Below are 22,288 nucleotides of genomic sequence, written 5' to 3'. Positions count from 1 at the left end.
AGTTAAATAGCTAAATAGTTAACTATATAAAAGGTAACCTATATAAATATTTATATATTTTCCTCTATAAAATCTTGCTATATTTATTGACTACTGTAATTTTCTTTTTTAGAAATATACCTATCTAGCAAATACATTATTATAAAAAAATGATGTAGTGATTGTATTCATCACTACATCATTTAACTTACTATTAAAGATTTTTATCATCTATACTTCCTAAGTATTTATCTATCTCACCAGTTACAGAGCTTACGCATCCATCTTCAAATGGTGAAATTAAATTAGCATGTTTAACTAGATTTACAAATGACATTGTACCTCCAACATTACATAATCTTAAATAATCTTCCCATGCTTGTTCATGATTATCTTGATCTTTTTTCCAAAATTGAAGAGCACATATTTGAGCTAGTGTATAATCAATATAATAAAATGGACTATTAAATATGTGTGCCTGTTGGAACCACCATCCACCTCTTTCTAAGAAATCACATTCTTCATAATTTTTATGAGGTAGATATTTTTTCTCAATATTTCTCCATGCCTTTTTCCTTTCATCTGGCGTAGCATCTGGATTCTCATATACAAAGTGCTGGAATTCATCTACTGTTACACCATAAGGAATAAATTTAATAGCATCTCCTAAATGAGAGTATTTATATTTAGCTTCTTCATCTTCAAAGAAAAGTTTCATCCATGGCCAAGTGAAAAACTCCATGCTCATTGAGTGAATCTCACAACTCTCATAAGTTGGGAAGTTACACTCTGGTATAGAAATCCATCTACTTCTATAACATTGGAATGCATGACCAGCTTCATGAGTTAATACATCTACATCTCCTGAAGTACCATTAAAATTCGAAAATATAAATGGTGATTGGTAGTTTGGTATATAAGTACAGTATCCGCCACCTTGCTTGCCCTTTTTAGTAACTAAATCCATTAAGTCATTTTCTATCATGAAATCAAAAAACTCTTTAGTTTCAGCTGAAAGTTCAGAATACATGTTTTTACCATTATTAACTATCCATTCCGGATTTCCTTTAGGTTTAGCATTTCCAGTTAAAAATTCAAACTTTTCATCATAATATTTAAGTTGATCTAACTCTAACCTTTCTACTTGTCTTTTATATAGTTTATTTGCTATCGGTACTATATAATCTTTTACTTGATCTCTAAATTTACTTACCATTTCTGAATTGTAGTCAGTTCTTAACATTCTCACATATCCAAGTTCTACAAAGTTTTTAAATCCAAGCTTATGTGCTATAGTAGTTCTAACCTTAACCATCTCATCATATAATCTATCTATTTCTGCTTCATTATCTGTAAAGAACTTATACTTAGCTTCACTAGCACGTCTTCTCATATCTCTATCTTCTGATAATATAAATGGAGTTAATCCTGATAAGTTTCTTTCTTCACCTTCAAACATAATTTTAGCTGAAGCTATAAGTTTACTATATTCTGATGATAGTTTATTTTCTAATTGTAAATCCTTTATTACTTCTTTAGAAAATGATTTTATATTATATTCTGCTATACTAAAGAATTGTTTTCCAAATTCTTTTTCTAATTCTAATCTGAATTTACTATTTACAATAACTTTATAAAATTCTGAGTTTATTTCGTTATATAGAGGATCATATTCATCCCAATATTCTCTTTCTTTACTATAAAACTCATCCTCAGTATTTATACTATATCTTATGTTAGCTATAGTACCTAAAGTAACTATTTCATTTCTAATTTCATTAATTTCATTAATAAGCTCTTTAACTTCAATTATACTGTTACTCTCATTTGTTTTATCTATTAGACCCATTAATTTTTCTTTTATTTTTTCATAATTTGGTCTTTCATATTTAAATTCATTAAATCCCATACATACACCCCCATTTGATAAATAAATTCTACCATTTTAAAAATATTCTGTAAATACATTTTTTGTTTTTTTTAAATTTATATATTAATTCCCTCAATTATATCCATCAGTTTAAAAAAGGAGCGTAGCTACTAACTTATTAAAAAGTTATTTTACCACACTCCCTTTTCCCTATCTAAGATAATTCAATATTATTAAGAATAACACCCCTGGTATACCAAGTATTCCAGCTATAAGTGCTGTTATTGCATTAATAGGTATTACTAGTCCAAAGTTTCCACCTACTAAATTTATTAACCACAATAATATACCCCCAGCTATTCCGTTAACAATTAAGTTTAATAGAACCTTTAGTGGCCATGCAAATATTTTACCAATTATAAATATTGCAACTATAGCTATTATAAAAAATATAATGTTTGGCATATTCATCCCCCTTATAATTAAAATTATTTTAGTAATCATTAAAATAAAATCTTATGCTTAATTCTTAAATAATTTTATCTATTAATAAATTTATTAGTTATTTTACTTTATATTACCACTTATTGCAATAATTTAATTCTTCTATCATACAATCAACACCCACTGTTATTCCACTTTTCTTTGCTTGGTTTAGAAAATATACATATTTAGCTTTAGCTTCATCTTCTTTATATATAGATATATCTATTAAACTTTTATCACTAACATTATCGAAACAACTTCTAGCAACTTCAATTTCTGTTATTGAGTCCTGTATTCCTTTTATTATTTCACGTTGCTCAGGTGTATAAATATTCTTAGCTAGTATAGTCTCTATTATTTTATCTCTGTTCATAATAATACCTCCATTATATATACTTAAATATATTTTTGACATATAATGGATGATATATACTTGTTATTTAAATTGTATGTTATATAAACAAAGTTCTTTGCTTCAGAGGAAGTTTTACTCCCACTTTGAAGAAGATGAAGTATTAGAGCTGGTAGTCATTGGATAAAAAAGACTTGTGAAAATATATCTGCTATTCTCACAAGTCTCCTGTATAAATCAATTATATTTCTTTTCTACCTTCTAGGGCTTTAGATAAAGTAACTTCATCTGCATATTCTAAATCTCCACCTACTGGAATTCCATGAGCTATTCTTGTAACTTTAACTCCAAAAGGTTTTAATATTTTTGATATATACATGGCAGTTGCTTCACCTTCTATGTTAGGATTTGTTGCAACGATGATTTCCTTTAAATCATTATTTACCCTAGTTATCAATTCTTTTAACTTTATGTCATCTGGTCCTCTACCTTGCATTGGAGATATTGTGCCATGAAGTACATGATATACCCCATTAAATTCTCTGACTTTTTCAATGGTCATTATATCTTTAGGTTGCTCAATTACACATATTGTACTTTTATCTCTGTTAGGATTTGAGCATATAGCACATGGATCACTATCAGTAAAATTTCCACATATTGAACAATACTTTATTGTACCTCTTGCCTTCACTAATGCATTAGCAAATTCTTCAACCTCATCTTTAGGAAGATTTAAAACATGCAATGTAAGTCTTTGAGCAGTTTTACTCCCTATCCCCGGTAGCCTTCCAAATTCCTCAATTAGTTTTTCTATAGCTATAGGATAAAAATCCAAATTAGTCACCTCTATTAAAACATTCCTGGTATATTAAGTCCACCAGTTAGTTTTCCCATAGATGAATTAGTTTCTTCTTCTGCTTTCTTCAAAGCTTCATTTACAGCTGTTAAAACCAAATCTTGTAACATTTCTACGTCATCTGGGTCAACTACTTCTGGTTTAATTATTATATCTTTTAATTCTTTTTTACCAGATACTCTTACTGTTACAGCTCCACCACCAACAGATGCTTCAAACTCTTTAGTTTCTAAATCTTTCTGAGCTTCCTCCATTTGTTTTTGTAGTTTTTGTGCTTGTTTCATTAAGTTATTCATATTTCCACCCATTCCTGGAAATCCGCCTTTTGCCATTGTAATACCTCCTAAAAATTATATTTCATTATAACTAGTATATAATATTATATTATAATGTAACCATCAATTTATTAAAACCTTTAAATTTTATTCATCACATATTTCCACTAATGCCTCGGGAAATATATCTGATAGTATTTTTTCTTTATTAACTTCCCTATTTGTATTATCATTTTCTATTTCATAAATAACATGAACCTTCTCATCTAATACCTCTGAGAATATATCATTTATAATTTTTCTATATTCTTCTCTTTCAAGTCTTTGTTTATGAAAATTATATTCCTTTGTAAAGCCGACGGTAATAACTCCATTCTTGAATTTCTGAACTTTTCCCATCATTAACGCTGTAGCTATTACCATATTATTTTTTTGCTTAAGGATATTTTGAATATCTTTAAAAGACTTTCTAATAATTTCAACATTTAGCTTACTTTCTCCTACTGCAATTGGTAATTCTATATTTTCATTATTAAGCTCTACTGGTTTGCTTGTTTCAACTTTAGTTATACTTGGATTTATTTCTGGTCTTATTTCCTTTACTTCTTTTATTGCACTTTGTACTGTAATATTCCCTGATGCAATTTTATCCTCTAATCTATTCAGTCTAGCTAATATAGTTTCCATGGAGGTATCATATTTTATCTTACACATTTTTATTATTGCTAGTTCTAAATATATTCTAGCCTGCTTTGTACCCTTAGAGCTATCTTCGGCTTCTTGAAGTATACTTATACACCTCATGATTTCCTCTACTCTAATTCTAGTGCTTTGATTTTTTATACTTTCTATGTTTTCAATAGACATATCCAATACATCTTCTAAATTATTACTTACATTTATCATTAATAGATTTCTCATATGAGTAATCAAATCTCTAATTAGTAAGTTAATATCTTTTCCATCCAATATTAATTTATTTACTACTCTTATGCATCCCTCTGTATCTCGATTTATAACATTATCTACTATAGTCACCATGCTATCATTAGTAGTTATTCCTAACATATCTACTAAATCCTCATATCTAACTATATTGTTTATTGATATAGCTTGATCTAATATGGATAAAGCATCTCTCATTGCTCCATCACACATTCTTGATAATAACCTTAAGCTACCTTCTTCAATGTTTACTGATAATGAATCGGTTATTTGTTTTAACCTTAAAAATATATTTTCACTACTTATTCTCTTAAAATCAAACCTTTGACATCTTGATAATATTGTTATAGGAAGCTTTTGAGGATCAGTAGTTGCTAATATAAAAATTACTCTACTTGGTGGTTCTTCTAATGTCTTAAGAAATGCATTAACTGCACCAATAGATAGCATATGAACCTCATCTATGATAAACACCTTATACTTAGCTTCTTGCGGTGGATATTGAACATCATCTATAATATCCCTTATATTATCAACACTATTGTGAGATGCTGCATCTAGCTCTGTTACATCTATAGCTGTACCTTGGTTTATACTTTTACACATTTCACATTCATTACATGGTTCACCATCTATAGGGTTTAAACAATTTATTGCCTTTGCAAGTATCTTTGCTGTTGAAGTTTTACCCGTTCCTCTAGTTCCGCATAGTAAGTATGCATGAGCTATCCTATCGCTTTTTATGGCATTTTTAAGCGTTGTAGTTATATGTTGCTGTCCAACTACGTCGCTAAATAATTTAGGTCTCCACTCTCTATAAAGTGCTTTATATCCCATGTATCCTCACTCCTTACATTAAAATATCTAAATAAATCAATATATAAATCTACAATACTTCTTAATTACTTATTCTACTGAAAAATAATTCTTATCTTATCTATTATAATACTTCTCATAATTATATTCTATATTCTTTACTAACTTATATTAAGTAATCAATTATATATATCTAGTTTTTCTAAAATATTTCAATATAAACTAACTCATTTAATCTATATTTCAAATTAATTACTTAAAAAAGGATAAAAAAAAAGATGTCTCTAACATCTTAAATAAAAAAAATAAAGTCGTACACCTTGCTTCGATAATCAGTTTATATGCGTTACCTATACAGTTAACTCAAACCAGGTTAATCCACGGCACATGGAAGGTCTCACTTATCGCTGCTTCCTTCCAGACCTGACGAGGTTCATGAGTTTCCATTGCGTGGGACCCAGTTATCAACGCCACTTATATAGGCCAGACCATACAAATTGATACCTCAGCAAGGAATTCAATCCTGCTGTAGCGGATTGCAGGTTACAGGGCACCGCTAACTCCCCATCTAGTACGACATGGCGGAGAGAAGGGGATTCGAACCCCTGATAGAGTTGCCCCTATACACGCTTTCCAGGCGTGCTCCTTCGACCACTCGGACATCTCTCCATATCGTGTATTCATTATTATACTATTTAAAATCATTACTTTCAAGTAAAACTTATTTAAAAATATATTCCAATTGTAGTATAATTTCATTAGGATTAACAAAGTTTTCAATTTAAATTAATAATATATATATACTTATCATAAAATAATATGAATGGAGGTAGTTGTTTATGATTAATTATGAAATTAAAGGTGGTTCCATGCCAGTAGCTATCTGTTACCTAAATAGTGGAGATAAAATTATCTCTGAATCAGGAGCTATGGGTTGGATGAGTGACAATATAATTATGGACTCTAACATGAAAGGTGGCCTATTTAAAAGTATAGGAAGATCTCTATCAGGAGAAAGCTTATTTTTAAATACCTTTACTTGCTCAGGAAATGTAGGGAAAATAGCATTCCCCTGTTCTGTGCCAGGTAGAATAATGGCTAAAGAGCTTCAACCTAATGAATCTATAATTTGTCAAAAGGGTGCTTTCATGGCAGCTGAAGATTCTGTAAGTCTTAATATTCATTTTAAAAAAAGATTCTCTAGCGGCTTATTTGGTGGCGAAGGTTTTATCCTTCAAAGAATAACCGGTCCTGGAACAGTTCTTTTAGAATTTGATGGTCATGTTGAAGAGCTTAACTTAAATCCTGGAGAAAGAATAAAAGTAGATACCGGCCATGTAGCTGCTTTTGAACCAAGTGTAAATTTTGATATTGAAATGGTTAAGGGACTAAAAAACATATTCTTTGGTGGTGAAGGCTTATTTTTAACAACACTAACAGGCCCCGGAAAAGTATACCTTCAAACTATGCCTCTTCAAAATTTAGCAGGTAAATTGTCTTTTTATCTTAATACCGGTAGCACTAATTTAAGAGATTAAATATCTTTATAGTGCCAAATAAAAATAACCTTTTAGATAATCAATATTTACAAAAAATATTTTATTATCTAAAAGGTTTAATTTTTAAATATGTGTAATTGTACTATTCTTATTTTTGTATATTATTATAAGCCCTACAATCCATATAAGTACTCCTATAATACTTACAATTTGAGCTGTTCTAAGCCCAAACATCATTAAGCTGTCTGTTCTAAGTCCTTCTATAAAAAATCTTCCTATAGAATATAGTCCTATATAAGTTAAAAATACAACTCCATTCTTTTTAACCTTGTGTAACATATAGAATAGTATAAAGAACACTACTAAATTCCAAATTGATTCATATAAAAATGTAGGATGATAGTAAGTTCCATTTATATTCATACCACTTTGTATGAACTCCGGAAACTTACTTATAAAAGCTTCTGTTACAGGTCCACCATGTGCCTCTTGATTAAAGAAATTCCCCCATCTTCCAATGGCTTGAGCTAATATAATACATGGTGCTGCCATATCTAGTGCGGATGAAAGCTTTATACTTTTTCTCTTTGTACATATATACACAACTATTACTGCTGCAATTAGTCCTCCATGAATAGCAAGGCCACCTTGTCTAATATTAAATATATCCATCAAATTATCCTTATAATATCCAAACTCGAATAATACATAATAAAGTCTTGCACCAATTATGGAAATTGGAAATGCAATTAAGAATATAGTTAATACATCATCATAATTTATCCCTTTTAATTTACAAGTATATTGACTTAATAAAAGCGCTAACATGGTACCTGAGCATATTACAATTCCGTACCACATAACATCTAATCCAAATATACTTATGGCTACTGGATTCATCGATTCCCCTCCTTAATCCTTTTTATATTATTATAATCTATATAATTAATTATTTGTATTCTTTTAGTAATTCTTCTATAGTATGTTTACATCTCGTTCCCTTACAACTTCCTGTTCCAGCCCCTGTTGCCTTTTTTACGTCTTCAAAAGATTTAGCTCCATCAGCTATTGCCTTTTTTATAGCTGCTCTAGATACTACTTTACAGATACAAACTTTAGTATGTTTATCTAGTACGGCCTGTCTTAATGCCTCTTGTTTTTCTTGTTCTTCCATCTTTACAGTTTCTCCTTTCTCTTTTCCTTAAAAAACTCTTGTAGTAAATTACTACATTCATCATTATAGAGCCACTTAATATTAACCCAATGATTTAAATTTTCACTTTGAGTAATATTAAATACTGAGCCACATCCTCCAGCTCTGGGGTCAAAGGTTCCAATATATAACCTTTTTATTCTGCTTTGAACAATAGCACCAGCACACATAGGACATGGTTCTAATGTAACGTACATATCACATTCATTAAGTCTCCAATCCCCTATAGCTTCTGATGCTTTTTTTATTGCAATAATTTCTGCATGGTTAGTAGGATCATTGGTATTTTCCTTTATATTATGACCTGTAGCTATTATTTTATTGTTTTTTACTATTATTGCTCCCACGGGAACTTCATTTTTACTCTTTGCAATTTCAGCTTCAATAATTGCTTGTTGTAAAAAATAATTATCCATAACTTACTCCTCTTTATTATATATAAAAAAAACTTAGTAAAGCAAGCCTTACTAAGTTTTGGTGCGCACGAGAGGAGTCGAACCTCCGGCCTTCCCCTTAGGAGGGGGATGCTCTATCCTGCTGAGCTACGGGCGCATATTACCTAATCTTTATTATAATAATATATTTATTCTTCGTCAATAGATTAATATCTATATTTTTAGTATGAACCTATTCTCTTAATGCTAATTAATCAACCTACATAAACTTTTAAAAATAATATATCTATAGAATTTATTATTTTCATGATTATATGCACATAATATAAAAAATCTTTTAATTTTATATATTTGTCAGAAAAATAAATGATTTATTGCAGATTTTTATTTAAATCTATGTTAAAATACTAATATATTGTGATTTTGCAACAAAAAATTCAGAGGTGATTTTATAATGAAGAAGATTAACATAACCGAAACAGTTCTAAGAGATGCAAATCAATCTCTTATTGCAACAAGACTTCCTTTTGAAGATTTTGCACCTATCCTTAAAGATTTAGATGATGCAGGATATTATTCATTAGAGTGTTGGGGTGGAGCAACCTTTGACTCTTGCTTAAGATATTTAAATGAGGATCCATGGGAGAGATTAAAGAACATAAAGAAAATAGTTACTAAAACCCCTCTTCAAATGTTATTACGAGGACAAAATATTTTAGGATATAAGCACTATCCAGATGACGTAGTTAGAGAATTTATTAAAATGTCTGTTTATCACGGTATGGATATAATAAGAATATTTGATGCATTAAATGACTTTGCTAATATAGAAGTTGCTATGAATGAAACTATAAAGCAAGGTGCTCATGCACAAGGAACTATAGTTTATACTGTAAGTCCAATTCATGATGTTAAAAACTATACTAAACTAGCAAAACAACTTGAAAATATGGGGGCAAACTCTATTTGTATAAAGGACATGGCTGGCCTTATAATGCCTTCTATAGCATATGACATAGTTAAGAGTATAAAAGAAACTGTTAAAATTCCAGTATTTTTACACTCTCACAGCACAAATGGTATTGCTGAAATGTCCTACTTTAAAGCTGCAGAAGCTGGTGTAGATGGAATTGACTGTTCAATTTCTTCATTCTCTAGTGGTACAGCTCAACCTCCAACAGAATCTATGCATCATGCACTAGAAACTGCTGGATTTGAAACAGGTCTTAATATAGGTACCTTAACTCAAATTAATAATTTCTTTAAACCAGTTAGATCAAAAGTTTTAGAAGCTGGATTACTAGATCCAAAGGTATTAACTCCTCAGCCTGAAGGACTTACAAACCAAATACCTGGAGGAATGTTATCTAATATGATTTCTCAACTTAAAGCTCAAAATTCTATTGATAAACTTGATGCAGTTCTTGCAGAAGTTCCTAAAGTAAGAGAAGACTTAGGATTCCCTCCACTTGTTACTCCAATGAGTCAAATGGTTGGAACTCAAGCTACAGTTAATGTATTAACTGGTGAAAGATATAAAATGGTTCTTAAAGAGGTTAAAGCTTATTGTAGAGGAGAATATGGTAAAGCTCCTGGGAAAATAAATGAAGATGTTCTTAAAAAGGCTCTTGGAAATGATACTCCTATTGAAGGAAGATATGCTGATACTTTAGAACCAGCCTTCCAAAAGACAAAGGAAGAACTAAAAAATATAACAACTAGCGAAGAAGATATTCTTTCTTACTTAGCCTTCCCACAAATAGCAGAAGAGTTCTTTAAAAAGAGAAGTGAAAAACCATCTAATGATGATATGAGGAAACTAACTAATAGTGAAGTAATATAAAGCTTATTTAAATATCTCCAATTAAGATATAGTAATGTATCTTAATTGGAGATATCTTTATATACCTAGTATATTTTCTGTTATAATATCATTATGTTAAATTTAAGATAAATCTGGAGTTGATATTGTGATAAAATACTATGATAGAAAAAATAAGACCTATTGTGAAGAAAATGTAGCAGGTGGAGATATACTTAATTTTATGTACAGTAACCCAATTGCTAAAACTTTTATACCCAAAATTGCAAGTAGAAAATTCTTAAGTAAGCTCTATGGAATGGGCTGCAATAGTACATTTAGTAAAAAATATATACACCCTTTTGTAGATAGATTCAACATAAATATAGATGAATATGAAAAAAATATAGATGAATATAGCTCCTTTAATGACTTTTTTTATAGAAAACTTTCAAAACACAGTCGTAATATCTGTAAAGATGAGGAATCATTTATTTCTCCCTGTGACGGTAAACTATTAGCTATAGAAAAAATTGATGAGAATTCTAGCTTTACAGTTAAAGGATTTAAATATACCCTTAATGAGTTATTGCAAAATGAAGAATTAAGTAAGAATTATTCTAATGGTACTTGTTTAATATTTAGATTATGTCCAACTGATTATCACAGATTTCACTTTGTTGATTCCGGAACTTGTTCTAAATCCACATTTATAAAGGGTAAATATTACTCAGTTAACCCCGTAGCTCTTGAAAATATAAGTAAGGTTTTTTCAGAAAATAAAAGAGAGTATAGTATTCTAAAAAGTGATAATTTTGATGATGTTATCTACATAGAAGTAGGTGCTACCTTTGTTGGTTCTATTATTCAAACCTACTCCTCATCATCCAAAATTAACCGCGGAGATGAAAAAGGTTATTTTAAGTTTGGTGGCTCAACAGTTATAATTATACTAAAGGAAAATATATTAAAATTAGATGAAGATATATGTTATCAAAGCAATTTAGGAGTAGAAACCTCTGTATATATGGGAGAAAAAATAGGAGTAAGAATTTAAATTCTTACTCCTATTTTTTATAATCTAAACTTATTTTATAATCTAAACTTAAGTGTAGTATTATTTAATTTATCTGCATTTTCCTTGTTTTCTATAGCAGTACTTTTTATACTCTCAATATTTCCTACTATATCCATAGTTTTAGATGATATAGATGATACTCCCATAGCTCCCTCTGTAACAGTTACTGATACTTCATCTATGGCAGTAACAATTCCTTCTATAGCTTGATTTAGTACTGCAGCTTCACTACTAAACTCATTCATAAAGTTGTTAAATTGATCTGCATCTTTTTCGTATAAAGCTCCTTGCTCTATATTTTTATCATAATCATTAATTACTTGTTGTTCTATGAAATTGCTCATGCGCCCAGCACTAAGAGCCAACTCTTCTACAGACTTATTTACTATTTTAACTATTCTTTGTATATCTGATGCTGTTTTACCAGACTCTTCAGCTAACTTTCTAACTTCATCTGCAACTACAGAGAACCCTCTTCCTGCTTCTCCTGCACGAGCAGCTTCTATTGCAGCATTTAAAGCTAATAAATTAGTTTGTTGAGTTATCTTAAGTATAGAATCAGCTAACTTATCAATCTGCTTAACTTCCTTAGAACTTGTTATAGCAACTTCCAACTCACTTTTTACACTATTATAAATATCATTGGATTTTTCTTTAGATTCTATAGCACTAGCTTTTATGCCCTGAGCTCTCTTAAGAATATCCTTAGTTATTTCATATCCTTCTAATGCTTCACTAGCTATATTCTGTACACTCTTAATCATTTCAGTAGAAGATGCGGCAATTTCTTGAGAAGTTGCTGATGTTTCTTCTATACCAGATGATACACTTTCAGTTTCAAATAATGTTTCATCTGCTTTAATTTTTAATGACTCTGTAGATTCTTCTACTATATTAGCATTATTAGTTAATACTTCAGTAGTTGCTGCAATATCTCCAACAACTTCCCTTAACACTTCTCTCATATTTATAATAGATCTATATATAAGACCTATTTCATCCTTAGACTTAATTATAGCTAAATTATCATTAGTTAAATCTAACTTAGCTGTTTTATTAACCAAAGCGGCAACAGTCACTATAGGATTTATAATTACATTTGCCATTACCATTATTATAATAGAACCTATAATAACTATAGCTAATGCTACTAATGCTATTTGTTTAACCATTGTTATTACTGGTTTTCTTATTTCATTACTATTAGCATCTATAACCATAGTCCAATTTGTCCTAGGTACTAATCCATAAGATGACATTACTTTATTTCCATTTATCTTATACTCTACAGACCCAACTTCTACTTTGCTTCCCTTCATAGCCTTATCTACTACATCCTTTATTTCAGGAATATCTATAGTTTGTCCAATTTTTTCTTTGTTTGGATGATATATTATATTTCCTTTTTCATCAATTAGATATGCATAACTATCTTCTATCTGTCCAATTTTTATATTTTCAATATAAGTAGAAAAACTCTCAGCATAAACATGTAATGCTATATATCCTACACATTTACTATAGTTAGCTTCATCTAATACAGGATACGTAAATACTAAAACGCCTTTATCACCAGCAACGGATTTAATTGTATTACTTATCCACTTACCCCCACTAGAACTAGTACTGTGATAAGAATTATCAACTTCATTAGCGCCAATTAAGGATTCTTCACTATCAGCTACTATATCACCTTCTGGGCTAACTAATGATATTCTGTCAACATGTTTATTAGCAGATATATATGACTTAAAGCCTTCATTTATATTTTTAACATCTTCTTTACTATTTTTTTTCTGAGCATAATTTAATAACACATTAAGATTATCCTTAGAATTTGATAGAGCAAAAGCCTCATTAGTAACTTTATCCATCATAACAGATATAGTTTGTATAGATGATGTAGTTATACCCTCCATATTTTCTGTACTCTGACTTGAAATTGTCTTTGAAGAGTTTATGTACATAATTGTACTAGTTATTATCATTGATACTATTGTAAGACCTATCATACTAATTAATATTTTTCTTTTAACACTAGTTCCTTCAACCTGTAATTTTCCTTCTTTATAAACCTTAGCTGTGGATTTTATACTATTTATATTGTTACTTATATCATTAATTTTATCCTTATCTATTTTGTTACTATTTCTAATTTTTTTACTAATGGAGTTTTTATGTCTAATTGTAATTTTGCTAAATGCATTCTTAATACTTTTGCTTATATTTTGGAATGTACTTTTTAAATTAAATGAACTATGTTTCCTTTTTTTTAAAGTCTTATCAGACTTTCTTTTAATCATAAATATACCCCCATATATTAATAATTTATATAGTAATTATCGTGCGTAATAATCTATACTAAATACACATTATACATATTATGTAATTAACATTAAATATATTTATCTATAATCAAATTAGTTAAATTAAATAATAATTTACATACATAAACTCGTTATATAATTATAATATATGAATTTTCCTACATTTTAAGTCGAAATTTATCATATACCTCTTATATATTTATATAAAAGTAAAAAAGCCATTGCAAATTAACTGCAATGACTAAATATGGCAGGGTGTGTAGGAATCGAACCCGCAATATACGGTCCGTAGCCGTATGTTATATCCATTTAACTAACACCCCAAAAGGTTATTTAAATAACTACTACATAATAACATATAATCCTCATGATTTCAATAATTATTTTTTTGATTTTATTTCATCTTATTGAATCGAAAAAAAATAAATCGAATTCTTATGAATCCGATTTTTAAACATATCTTGGCGGAGAAAGAGGGATTTGAACCCTCGCGACGGTTACCCGACCTACGCCCTTAGCAGGGGCGCCTCTTCAGCCACTTGAGTATTTCTCCAAAAAATAAAAAAATGGCGGAGAGATAGGGATTCGAACCCTAGGTACGCTCACACGTACGCCGGTTTTCAAGACCGGTGCCTTAAACCAACTCGACCATCTCTCCGTAGAATTATTAAAATCATACTATGATTTTACTTATTTAATTTTCATAGGTTATTTTTAAATGGCGGAGAAAGAGGGATTTGAACCCTCGCGACGGTTACCCGACCTACGCCCTTAGCAGGGGCGCCTCTTCAGCCACTTGAGTATTTCTCCAATTTAAAAATATGGCGGAGAGATAGGGATTCGAACCCTAGGTACGCTCACACGTACGCCGGTTTTCAAGACCGGTGCCTTAAACCAACTCGACCATCTCTCCATTTCCTACAAGGGTTATTCTATCAAGAAATAGCCCTTGTGTCAATATTTTTTTGAAAAACTTTTATATAAATTCTAAATTTTTTTATCTAGTTATCTTTTCACAACCCAGATATGTTCTTAATACCTCTGGTACTGTAACACTACCATCTTCATTTTGATAATTCTCAAGAACTGCAGCTAAAGCTCTCCCTATAGCAACCCCTGAACCATTTACTGTATGAACAAATTTAGGTTTAGCTTTTGGATCATCTTTATATTTTATATTAGCACGTCTTGCTTGGAAATCTTCAAAGTTGCTACAGCTTGATATTTCTACATACTTATTATAACTTGGCATCCAAACCTCAATATCATATTTTAAAGCAGCAGTAAACCCTAAATCTCCTCTGCATATTTTTACAATCCTATATGGAAGTCCTAATCCTTGTAACACACTTTCTGCATCTTGAACTAATTTATTAAGTTCATCATATGATTCTTCTTCTTTTGTAAATTTAACTAATTCTACTTTATTAAACTGGTGCTGCCTAATTAATCCTCTAGTATCTCTTCCAGCAGAACCAGCTTCTGACCTAAAGCATGCACTATATGCTGCATATTTTATCGGAAGTTTATCTCCTTCAAGGATTTCATCTCTATAAATATTAGTTACAGGTACTTCTGCTGTAGGTATTAAAAAATAATCTGTATCACTAACTTTAAAGGCATCTTCTTCAAACTTAGGTAACTGACCTGTTCCAGTCATGCTATTTCTATTTACCATATATGGAGGAAGTATTTCATCATATCCATTTCTACCAGTGTGAGTATCTAAAAAATAATTTATTAATGCTCTCTCTAATCTTGCTCCAAGTCCCTTATAAACAGTAAATCTAGACCCTGTAATTTTTCCAGCTCTTTCAAAATCCAACAAATTGTTTTCTGTACCTATAGTCCAGTGTTCTTTAGGATTAAAATCAAACTTTCTTATCTCTCCCCATTTTTTAATTTCAACATTATCCTCATCATCACTACCATTTGGAACTGAATCATGAGGTATATTAGGTATCCTCATCATTATATATTCTATTCTTTGATCTATTTCATTTAAGTCCACATCATAGTTTTTTATTGTATCTGAAAGTTGTTTCATTTCCTTCATAGTTTCTGATACATCTATACCTTGTTTTTTTAACTTAGGAATTTCTGCAGAAGTTTTATTTCTTTTATTTTTTAATTCTTCTACTTCTATTAATATATTACGTCTCTTTTGGTCAAGCTCTACAACTTCATCTATAAGCGATAAATCAAAACTCTCTCCTCTATTTTCCATTTTAACTTTAATTTCATCTGGATTATTTCTTATTTTCTTTAAGTCTATCATTGTTATTCCTCCTACCCTTTTCTTATAATTATATTTTTATATAAATAAAAAGCCTTTCACCCCACCTAAGGGACGAAAGACTCCGTGTTACCACCCTAATTGAATAATATTAATTATTCCACTCGTAAATTTAACGACAAACTTAATGCCGTACTGCTCATCACAGTCCCTCAGAGGCGGATTCGTAATAATATATATATCAGTTTACACCAAACACTGACTCTCTTACATATATAATTAGTACTACTATTCTCTTCAACGGTTTATCATTTATTTCATTAAATATATGTCTATATTATTCCCTAACACATTTTTTGTCAATATTAATTTTAATTTTTATAAGTATACTTAGTACATACTATGTCTACGCCTGTATTAAGTATATTCTTACATATAACATCTCCTTCTGATGTCTGTGGTCCTACATATATTCTACTTAGACACTTAGAGCATTCAAGCCATAAACTTTTATCTATAGGTTCGCTACTCTTTACTGAAACTACCCTACGCTCTACAGATCCTTTTACTCTCACTATAGTTGTTAATATATCCTTATCCTTCACTTTTTATTACCTCACATTTCATCAAATTCTTTTATTCTTGATAATAAAATGGTTGAATCCTTTGAATTATTAACCACTTCTGTAACTCTTTTATCCATTTCTCTTGCCAAAATTTCAATTATTTTATCCTTGCAGTAACACCCATCACAACTTCCAAATCCCGCTCCTGTTCTCCTTTTTACCCCGGTTACTGTTCTAGCTCCTAAAGGTCTTCTAATAGAGTCTACAATCTCACCTTCGCTAACTTTTTCACACTGACATATAATACGTCCATACTTACTGTCTAATTTAATAATTTTATTTCTTTCTTCATTTGATAGATTTTTAAATCTAAAATATTCCCTTCTCTTATCATTAAAATCTTTTTTAAATTTACAATTTAACTTTTCAACTACTAGTTTTGATATGTTCAAAGCTAAATATGGAGTTATTGTGACCTTAGCATAATGATTAACCTTAATATTTATATACCCACTATTAATAATATCATCTTGTATAATAATAGGTTCATCAAAAAGGCGCCAATCTCTTACTACTTTTATATCATTTTCACTAATTTCTTTAGTAAGAGGTTTTATCTTTTCAATAACTTTATCATAGTGAACATTTTTATAGTTACTATAAGCCCCTATTGTTTCATTGTTAATTGTAGGTCTTATATATATTCTTTCATTTTCTCTTACATTAAAAATTATGTTAGAATATAACTTTTCATAAGGCTTATCAATAACCACATATTTCATATATTTACCTTTATCATCTTCTTTATTATTTTCATTAACTAATTGTAGATTTTTATCTTTAGTTGTATCAATAACTATCTTACAAGTAAATTTGTTTTTACTTGTTTTTATCTTGAATCCTTTATTTATACTATTTATAGATTCAACCTCTTCTTGTAATCTAAAGTTAACTCCATTATCAAAAGCAATTTCACCATAAGCTAAAGCTAAATCATATGAGCTTATTACTCCTGTATTAGGTATATATATTGATTTTATTATATTTCCTTCTATATTAGGTTCATACTCCAATATTTCTTTTCCTATAAGAAGTTTTACATCATCTATTTTTTTTGCTTTAGCTCTTTCATACATTTTATCAATACTTATAGCCTGAATTTCATTTCTTGCTATATATAAGGTTCCACACCTCTTATATGGAACTTTAAATCTTAATGCATACTCCTCCATTAATAAATTGCCTTTTCTAATAAGCTTAGATGATAATTCATCCTCACATTCTAGTCCATCATATATTGTTGCTGTGTTTATAGAAGGTGTATCATTACATATATCATAATCTTTTTCTATAACTGCAATATTAAGGTTATATTTTGACAATTCATAAGCTATAGCACAACCTATAATTCCTCCACCTAATATCAATACATCATAATCCATAATTTCCTCCATCTATGCATGTTAATACTACTTTATATAAATTATTCTAGCCACTCTATCTTCCATTTTACTACGAAAGCTTTAGAGCGGCTAGTCATGTTATTTATATAAATTTATTTTGATAATTCGTCAATTAATTTTCCTATTTGATTTATATACTCACCATACTTTGCCCAGTCTCCATTTTTTTGAGATTCAATAGCATTTGTATATGCTTCTTTTAATTTTCCTAAATAATCGGAATTTAAATTTCCTTCTTGTTTATTATTTTCGATACCTTCATTATTAGAGTTATTATTATTTCCCTCAGCCTCTAGATTAAACATCTTAGTAATAGCAGTTCCTATATCTTTTTCAAGTATTAGTTTATCTCCGTAACCAACTATGACATTTTTCATTTCAGGTATGCTATTTTCACCAGAAGCTCTCAAATAAAGAGGTTCTACATATAACAAGGAGTTTCCTATTGGTATTATTAAAACTTCTCCAAATTGAACCTGAGAACCCTTAGTATCCCAAAGTGATAATTGTTTAGATATTTCTGGATCCTGGTTTATTTTTTGTTTAAATAACATTGGGCTATATATTGTTCCTCCCGTTGGAAATTTATATAAAAACATTTTTCCATAATTATCTCCATCCATTCTAACACCAAACATACCTACCATATTATCTCTATCTTTTGTATTAAAATACTCTAAAATAACCATCTCTTCTTTATCTTCTCCAGCTAATTTAGTAGTAACATATGAAGCTTCTGATTTTACTTCATCACCTTCAATTGTAGCTACATCACTAGCTATAGACCATATATCATCCCCATTGTAGAAAACTCCAGGATCTGAAACATGGTACTTAGACAACATTTCACTCTGAATTGCAAATAAATCTTGAGGATATTTAAAGTGAGCTTTAATTTCATCTGGTAAAGTACTTAAGTCTGTAAATAGCTTAGGAAATATCTTAGCATAGGTTGCAACTATAGGATCTGTATTATCTGTTATATAAAACTTTGTTGTTCCATCATATGCATCAATTATAACTTTAACTGAATTTCTAATATAATTTATATCTCCCATAGGTTGTGAAAATGGGAACTTGTCGCTTACAGTATATGCATCTATAATCCAATAAAGCCTGTCATTGTTTATAACTACATATGGGTCTTCATCATATCTTAAAAAAGGTGCAACTTTATTAACTCTTTCTACTATATTTCTATGAAGTAGAATTTTACTATCACTAGTTATATCTTGGGATAATAAAAATTTACTATTTTGTTCTTTAATAGCAAATATAATTCTGTTTAGATAACTCATGGATATACCAGCATTACCGTCATAATTATTAGTAGCATTTTCACCACCTACTGGATAATCAATTTCTCCAAGCTTTGTATTTACTATACTATAATCATTAGTGTTCTCACCAAAATATATCCTTGGATTCTCTAATGAAATATCCGTTTCATTTTCAATAGGTATATTGCTCATAATAAAATCTGGTTGTCCTTCACTTGTTACAGAGTTAACCTTACTCATAACAACCCCGTATCCATGGGTATATGATAAATGTCTATTTTGCCAGGTAATAGAATTTTCATCTAATTTTTCAAAATCAATTTCTCTCGGTGCTATAAATACTTGATTATAGTTTCCATTAATATTATATCTATCAATATCTATATCGTTAAACTTGTAATAATATCTTATATATTGAAATTGATTATAAAATTCTAAAGCAGGTCGATATGCATTAACCTTAATATTTTCAACTATATCTTTATTTTGTTTTATACCTGTAGCATCTAAATCATTCTTTATTTCAAAATTATTTTCATCTATTTCATCAATGTTATAAGCCATATTAGTATACTCAATATTCTTGGATATATAAGGTTTTTCCAATGTTTTTTCATTGGAGTTAACAATAAATTGTTGAACAACTCCTGCTGCAACACTTTCCCCAATCATCAGTACAAATACTACTATTACTGAAAATATTATTGGTTTAACTTTTTTAAACAATATACTTAAGAATATTAATACAGCAAAAATAATTGAAACTATGGAAATCACTTTATAAAATTTTAAAGATACGTTTACATCTGTATAACTTGCTCCAAAAACTATACCCCTAGGAGAATATGCTAAGTTCCACCCTTTTATCATATATCCTAAAGATATAACTAACATAAGTAATGCAGCTATCACCGCAAGTTGTTTTCCTGCAAAACTTGTTATACCATTAGTCATAGACTTTAAATTTACAACCTTATCTGATCTATCAAAGTGATTATTAATCTTATCCTTAACATTTAAAATAATATAAATTATAAAAGTAGCTATTACAAGTAAAACTAATAATGAAATCATACTACTATATAAAGATTGTATTAAAGGTAACTTAAATGTAAAAAATGATATATCCTTATCAAATATAGGATCATTAACATTAAACTTTGTAGAGTTGGTAAATTCTAATATTTTGTACCAATATATATTTGCAAAACTAAAAGAAAAGAATAAAGATATAATAAAATTTATTCCTAAAAAGATTTTAAACCTTTTTTTCTCTTTAACTTTATCAATTTCTACTATCTCTTTTAACTTTCTAATATTAGGTATTAAACTTTTATAATATAATGTTATTCCAATAAATATTACTAAAAATGTGGGAACCATTAGTTTCATTATAGATAATAACTTAGTAAAATAAATAGAAATATATCCCAATTCACTGAACCATTGATAGTCAACTATTATATTTATTCCAGCAACAGTGAAAAGTAATATAATTATTATGATAGAAACTATACTCCCTATAGCTTTCTTCTTCAAAATATTCACACCCCTTTTTATAATTCTTTAATCAAAAATCCTTTTTTATTTAATTCCTCTACTATATTTGATAAAACTCTATCGTTTTCACATATTATTGTGTGAAGATGAACTCCATTTGTTAATGCACTTAAAGGTTCAGCTTCATACTGCTTAAAATTACTGTAAAAATTTTCAATATCCATCATATTTTTAAGCATAAGCATGGCTCTTATTTCTCCATAAAGAGGATGTTCAACTATTACATCTTCTACAATTGCACCATATTTAACAATAGTCTCAAGTTCATTTTTTACTTCTTCCCTTCCATGATTAACAGCTATAACTTTCTTTATGCTATTGATATTTTCCTTTAAAGCCATATATCCTTTTGGCGTAGATATTATATCTACCCCTTCAGCTCTTATAATAGCTATATCCTTAACTATAATTTGACGAGTAACTTCAAACATTTCTGCTAATATCTGACCTTTTACAGGTTCTTGAGATTGTATTAATAGATTCTTTATTTTTTCTCTTCTCTTTGCGCTTGTCATAATCCCCTCCATGTATAAACATATATTATTTAAATAATAGTATATCATATACCCATGTATATTATTGTATTTTTTCTTTCATTATTAAATATTTCTTTACTTATATTAATTATATGTATTAATTTCTATCATCATACTTTCGTAAAATATCTAGCCATTTATTTTGTATTTTATAATTATGATGATTTCTTATAATATTCAAAAATTCTTTATCATATCCTTTTTCTTTTAAAATTTTATAACCTTCTTCTCCATGATTATAGAATATATATATCTTAGAATTTCTATCACTATATTTTTTTATTTTTGTTTTTGTAATGTTATTTAATAAGACTAAAATAGATTTATCTATTACATTTAGAGGAGTATGAATTTTACCGACATCATGTAATATAGCTGATTTTACAATTTCTTTATGATTAAGATTATTCTTTTTAATTTCTTCTTCAGATTCATTTGTATATATATCTCTAGCCACATTAACTGAATGTTTCAAATCATAAACCGGAAGTTTATACAGTAATTTTTTTTCATTCTCGTCTAAATAATTATTAATAAACTCAATATCTTTTTTAGTTATTTTTGCAAATACACAACTAACAAATTGTTTAACTCTATTCATACTAATTACACCATCTTTGCAATGAATTTATTAAATTACTTTATATTATTATATCCTTAATTAAAATAATAATATAATAGTTAATTAAATAATATAAGTATAAAAAAAAAGCAATCTATTTAGATTGCTTTTGGTGGAGATAAAGGGATTC

The 22,288-nt window shown here is 28.9% G+C and carries 19 protein-coding genes, 7 tRNA genes, 1 other RNA gene and 1 other annotated feature; of the genes, 3 read left to right on the top strand and 24 right to left on the bottom strand.

The window, feature by feature from the left end:
• Window positions 1–193: 193 nt before the first annotated feature.
• The 8 genes from B3J31_RS03050 to B3J31_RS03015 all read right to left on the bottom strand — a co-directional run bounded on the left by B3J31_RS03050 (window position 194) and on the right by B3J31_RS03015 (window position 6,251).
• Window positions 194–1,888: a M3 family oligoendopeptidase gene (locus B3J31_RS03050; protein WP_346873594.1), complete on the bottom strand. Its 1,695-nt coding sequence runs from the start codon at window positions 1,886–1,888 to the stop codon at window positions 194–196.
• 171 nt (window positions 1,889–2,059) lie between these two features.
• Entirely contained in the window at window positions 2,060–2,320 is a 261-nt protein-coding gene (locus B3J31_RS03045; RefSeq protein ID WP_198028598.1) for a pro-sigmaK processing inhibitor BofA family protein, read from the bottom strand.
• 106 nt (window positions 2,321–2,426) lie between these two features.
• Window positions 2,427–2,708, bottom strand: coding sequence for a DUF2508 family protein (locus B3J31_RS03040; RefSeq protein WP_167402969.1), 282 nt, complete (start codon window positions 2,706–2,708; stop codon window positions 2,427–2,429).
• A 220-nt stretch (window positions 2,709–2,928) separates the two neighbouring features.
• Window positions 2,929–3,525 (bottom strand): recombination mediator RecR, encoded by a 597-nt coding sequence (gene recR, locus B3J31_RS03035; protein WP_346873593.1) that lies wholly within the window; start codon window positions 3,523–3,525, stop codon window positions 2,929–2,931.
• A 14-nt stretch (window positions 3,526–3,539) separates the two neighbouring features.
• The gene (locus B3J31_RS03030) at window positions 3,540–3,878 is read right to left on the bottom strand and encodes a YbaB/EbfC family nucleoid-associated protein (RefSeq protein WP_150843612.1); all 339 of its coding nucleotides are present in this window, start codon (window positions 3,876–3,878) and stop codon (window positions 3,540–3,542) included.
• 90 nt (window positions 3,879–3,968) lie between these two features.
• Window positions 3,969–5,603 carry a DNA polymerase III subunit gamma/tau gene (dnaX, locus tag B3J31_RS03025; RefSeq protein ID WP_346873592.1) on the bottom strand — a complete coding sequence of 545 codons (1,635 nt, stop codon included), beginning with the start codon at window positions 5,601–5,603 and terminating at the stop codon, window positions 3,969–3,971.
• A gap of 290 nt (window positions 5,604–5,893) precedes the next feature.
• Window positions 5,894–6,159: signal recognition particle sRNA large type (gene ffs / locus B3J31_RS03020), an RNA gene on the bottom strand.
• A 2-nt stretch (window positions 6,160–6,161) separates the two neighbouring features.
• Window positions 6,162–6,251: transfer RNA gene (locus B3J31_RS03015), tRNA-Ser, on the bottom strand.
• A 170-nt stretch (window positions 6,252–6,421) separates the two neighbouring features.
• Here B3J31_RS03015 and B3J31_RS03010 point away from each other — a divergent pair.
• Window positions 6,422–7,120, top strand: coding sequence for a TIGR00266 family protein (locus B3J31_RS03010; RefSeq protein ID WP_346868496.1), 699 nt, complete (start codon window positions 6,422–6,424; stop codon window positions 7,118–7,120).
• A gap of 84 nt (window positions 7,121–7,204) precedes the next feature.
• On the opposite strand, the gene lgt is transcribed toward B3J31_RS03010, so the two are convergent.
• From lgt to B3J31_RS02990, 4 genes are all read right to left on the bottom strand, one after another.
• Entirely contained in the window at window positions 7,205–7,981 is a 777-nt protein-coding gene (lgt, locus tag B3J31_RS03005; protein WP_150843610.1) for a prolipoprotein diacylglyceryl transferase, read from the bottom strand.
• A gap of 49 nt (window positions 7,982–8,030) precedes the next feature.
• Entirely contained in the window at window positions 8,031–8,255 is a 225-nt protein-coding gene (locus tag B3J31_RS03000) for a (2Fe-2S)-binding protein (protein WP_150843609.1), read from the bottom strand.
• A 2-nt stretch (window positions 8,256–8,257) separates the two neighbouring features.
• Window positions 8,258–8,710: a tRNA adenosine(34) deaminase TadA gene (gene tadA, locus B3J31_RS02995; protein ID WP_346868498.1), complete on the bottom strand. Its 453-nt coding sequence runs from the start codon at window positions 8,708–8,710 to the stop codon at window positions 8,258–8,260.
• A 59-nt stretch (window positions 8,711–8,769) separates the two neighbouring features.
• Window positions 8,770–8,846: transfer RNA gene (locus B3J31_RS02990), tRNA-Arg, on the bottom strand.
• 297 nt (window positions 8,847–9,143) lie between these two features.
• Between B3J31_RS02990 and B3J31_RS02985 the strand changes: the two genes are divergently transcribed.
• Together B3J31_RS02985 and B3J31_RS02980 are read left to right on the top strand one after the other, a co-directional pair.
• Window positions 9,144–10,532, top strand: coding sequence for a pyruvate carboxylase subunit B (locus B3J31_RS02985; protein ID WP_150843607.1), 1,389 nt, complete (start codon window positions 9,144–9,146; stop codon window positions 10,530–10,532).
• A 127-nt stretch (window positions 10,533–10,659) separates the two neighbouring features.
• Window positions 10,660–11,547, top strand: coding sequence for a phosphatidylserine decarboxylase (locus B3J31_RS02980; RefSeq protein WP_150843606.1), 888 nt, complete (start codon window positions 10,660–10,662; stop codon window positions 11,545–11,547).
• A gap of 35 nt (window positions 11,548–11,582) precedes the next feature.
• Here B3J31_RS02980 and B3J31_RS02975 read toward each other — a convergent pair whose 3' ends face one another.
• The 12 genes from B3J31_RS02975 to B3J31_RS02920 form a co-directional block, all read right to left on the bottom strand.
• The gene (locus B3J31_RS02975; RefSeq protein WP_346873591.1) at window positions 11,583–13,871 is read right to left on the bottom strand and encodes a methyl-accepting chemotaxis protein; all 2,289 of its coding nucleotides are present in this window, start codon (window positions 13,869–13,871) and stop codon (window positions 11,583–11,585) included.
• Window positions 13,872–14,143: 272 nt separating this feature from the next.
• A tRNA-Arg gene (locus B3J31_RS02970) sits at window positions 14,144–14,218 on the bottom strand.
• Window positions 14,219–14,357: 139 nt separating this feature from the next.
• Window positions 14,358–14,448: transfer RNA gene (locus tag B3J31_RS02965), tRNA-Ser, on the bottom strand.
• A gap of 14 nt (window positions 14,449–14,462) precedes the next feature.
• A tRNA-Ser gene (locus B3J31_RS02960) sits at window positions 14,463–14,553 on the bottom strand.
• 61 nt (window positions 14,554–14,614) lie between these two features.
• Window positions 14,615–14,705 (bottom strand) — tRNA-Ser (locus tag B3J31_RS02955).
• Window positions 14,706–14,717: 12 nt separating this feature from the next.
• Window positions 14,718–14,808 (bottom strand) — tRNA-Ser (locus B3J31_RS02950).
• Window positions 14,809–14,892: 84 nt separating this feature from the next.
• Window positions 14,893–16,173: a serine--tRNA ligase gene (serS, locus tag B3J31_RS02945; RefSeq protein ID WP_150843604.1), complete on the bottom strand. Its 1,281-nt coding sequence runs from the start codon at window positions 16,171–16,173 to the stop codon at window positions 14,893–14,895.
• 65 nt (window positions 16,174–16,238) lie between these two features.
• Window positions 16,239–16,441, bottom strand: a binding site (T-box leader).
• Between the two features lie 61 nt (window positions 16,442–16,502).
• Window positions 16,503–16,736, bottom strand: coding sequence for a DUF1667 domain-containing protein (locus B3J31_RS02940; RefSeq protein ID WP_346873590.1), 234 nt, complete (start codon window positions 16,734–16,736; stop codon window positions 16,503–16,505).
• A gap of 11 nt (window positions 16,737–16,747) precedes the next feature.
• Window positions 16,748–18,139, bottom strand: a complete 1,392-nt coding sequence (locus B3J31_RS02935; protein ID WP_346868502.1) for an FAD-dependent oxidoreductase — start codon at window positions 18,137–18,139, stop codon at window positions 16,748–16,750.
• Window positions 18,140–18,252: 113 nt separating this feature from the next.
• Complete coding sequence (locus B3J31_RS02930; RefSeq protein WP_346873589.1) at window positions 18,253–20,979, bottom strand: UPF0182 family protein; 2,727 nt, start codon at window positions 20,977–20,979, stop codon at window positions 18,253–18,255.
• Window positions 20,980–20,996: 17 nt separating this feature from the next.
• Entirely contained in the window at window positions 20,997–21,515 is a 519-nt protein-coding gene (locus B3J31_RS02925) for a 3H domain-containing protein (protein ID WP_150843600.1), read from the bottom strand.
• A gap of 118 nt (window positions 21,516–21,633) precedes the next feature.
• On the bottom strand, window positions 21,634–22,137 hold the full coding sequence (locus tag B3J31_RS02920; protein WP_346868504.1) for an HDIG domain-containing metalloprotein: 504 nt from the start codon (window positions 22,135–22,137) through the stop codon (window positions 21,634–21,636).
• Between the last annotated feature and the right edge of the window lie 151 nt (window positions 22,138–22,288).

Source organism: Clostridium sp. UBA5988, assembly GCF_002435615.1.
Classification (GTDB): domain Bacteria; phylum Bacillota; class Clostridia; order Clostridiales; family Clostridiaceae; genus Clostridium_J; species Clostridium_J sulfidigenes.
This window is presented reverse-complemented; position numbering and strand designations above follow the sequence as displayed.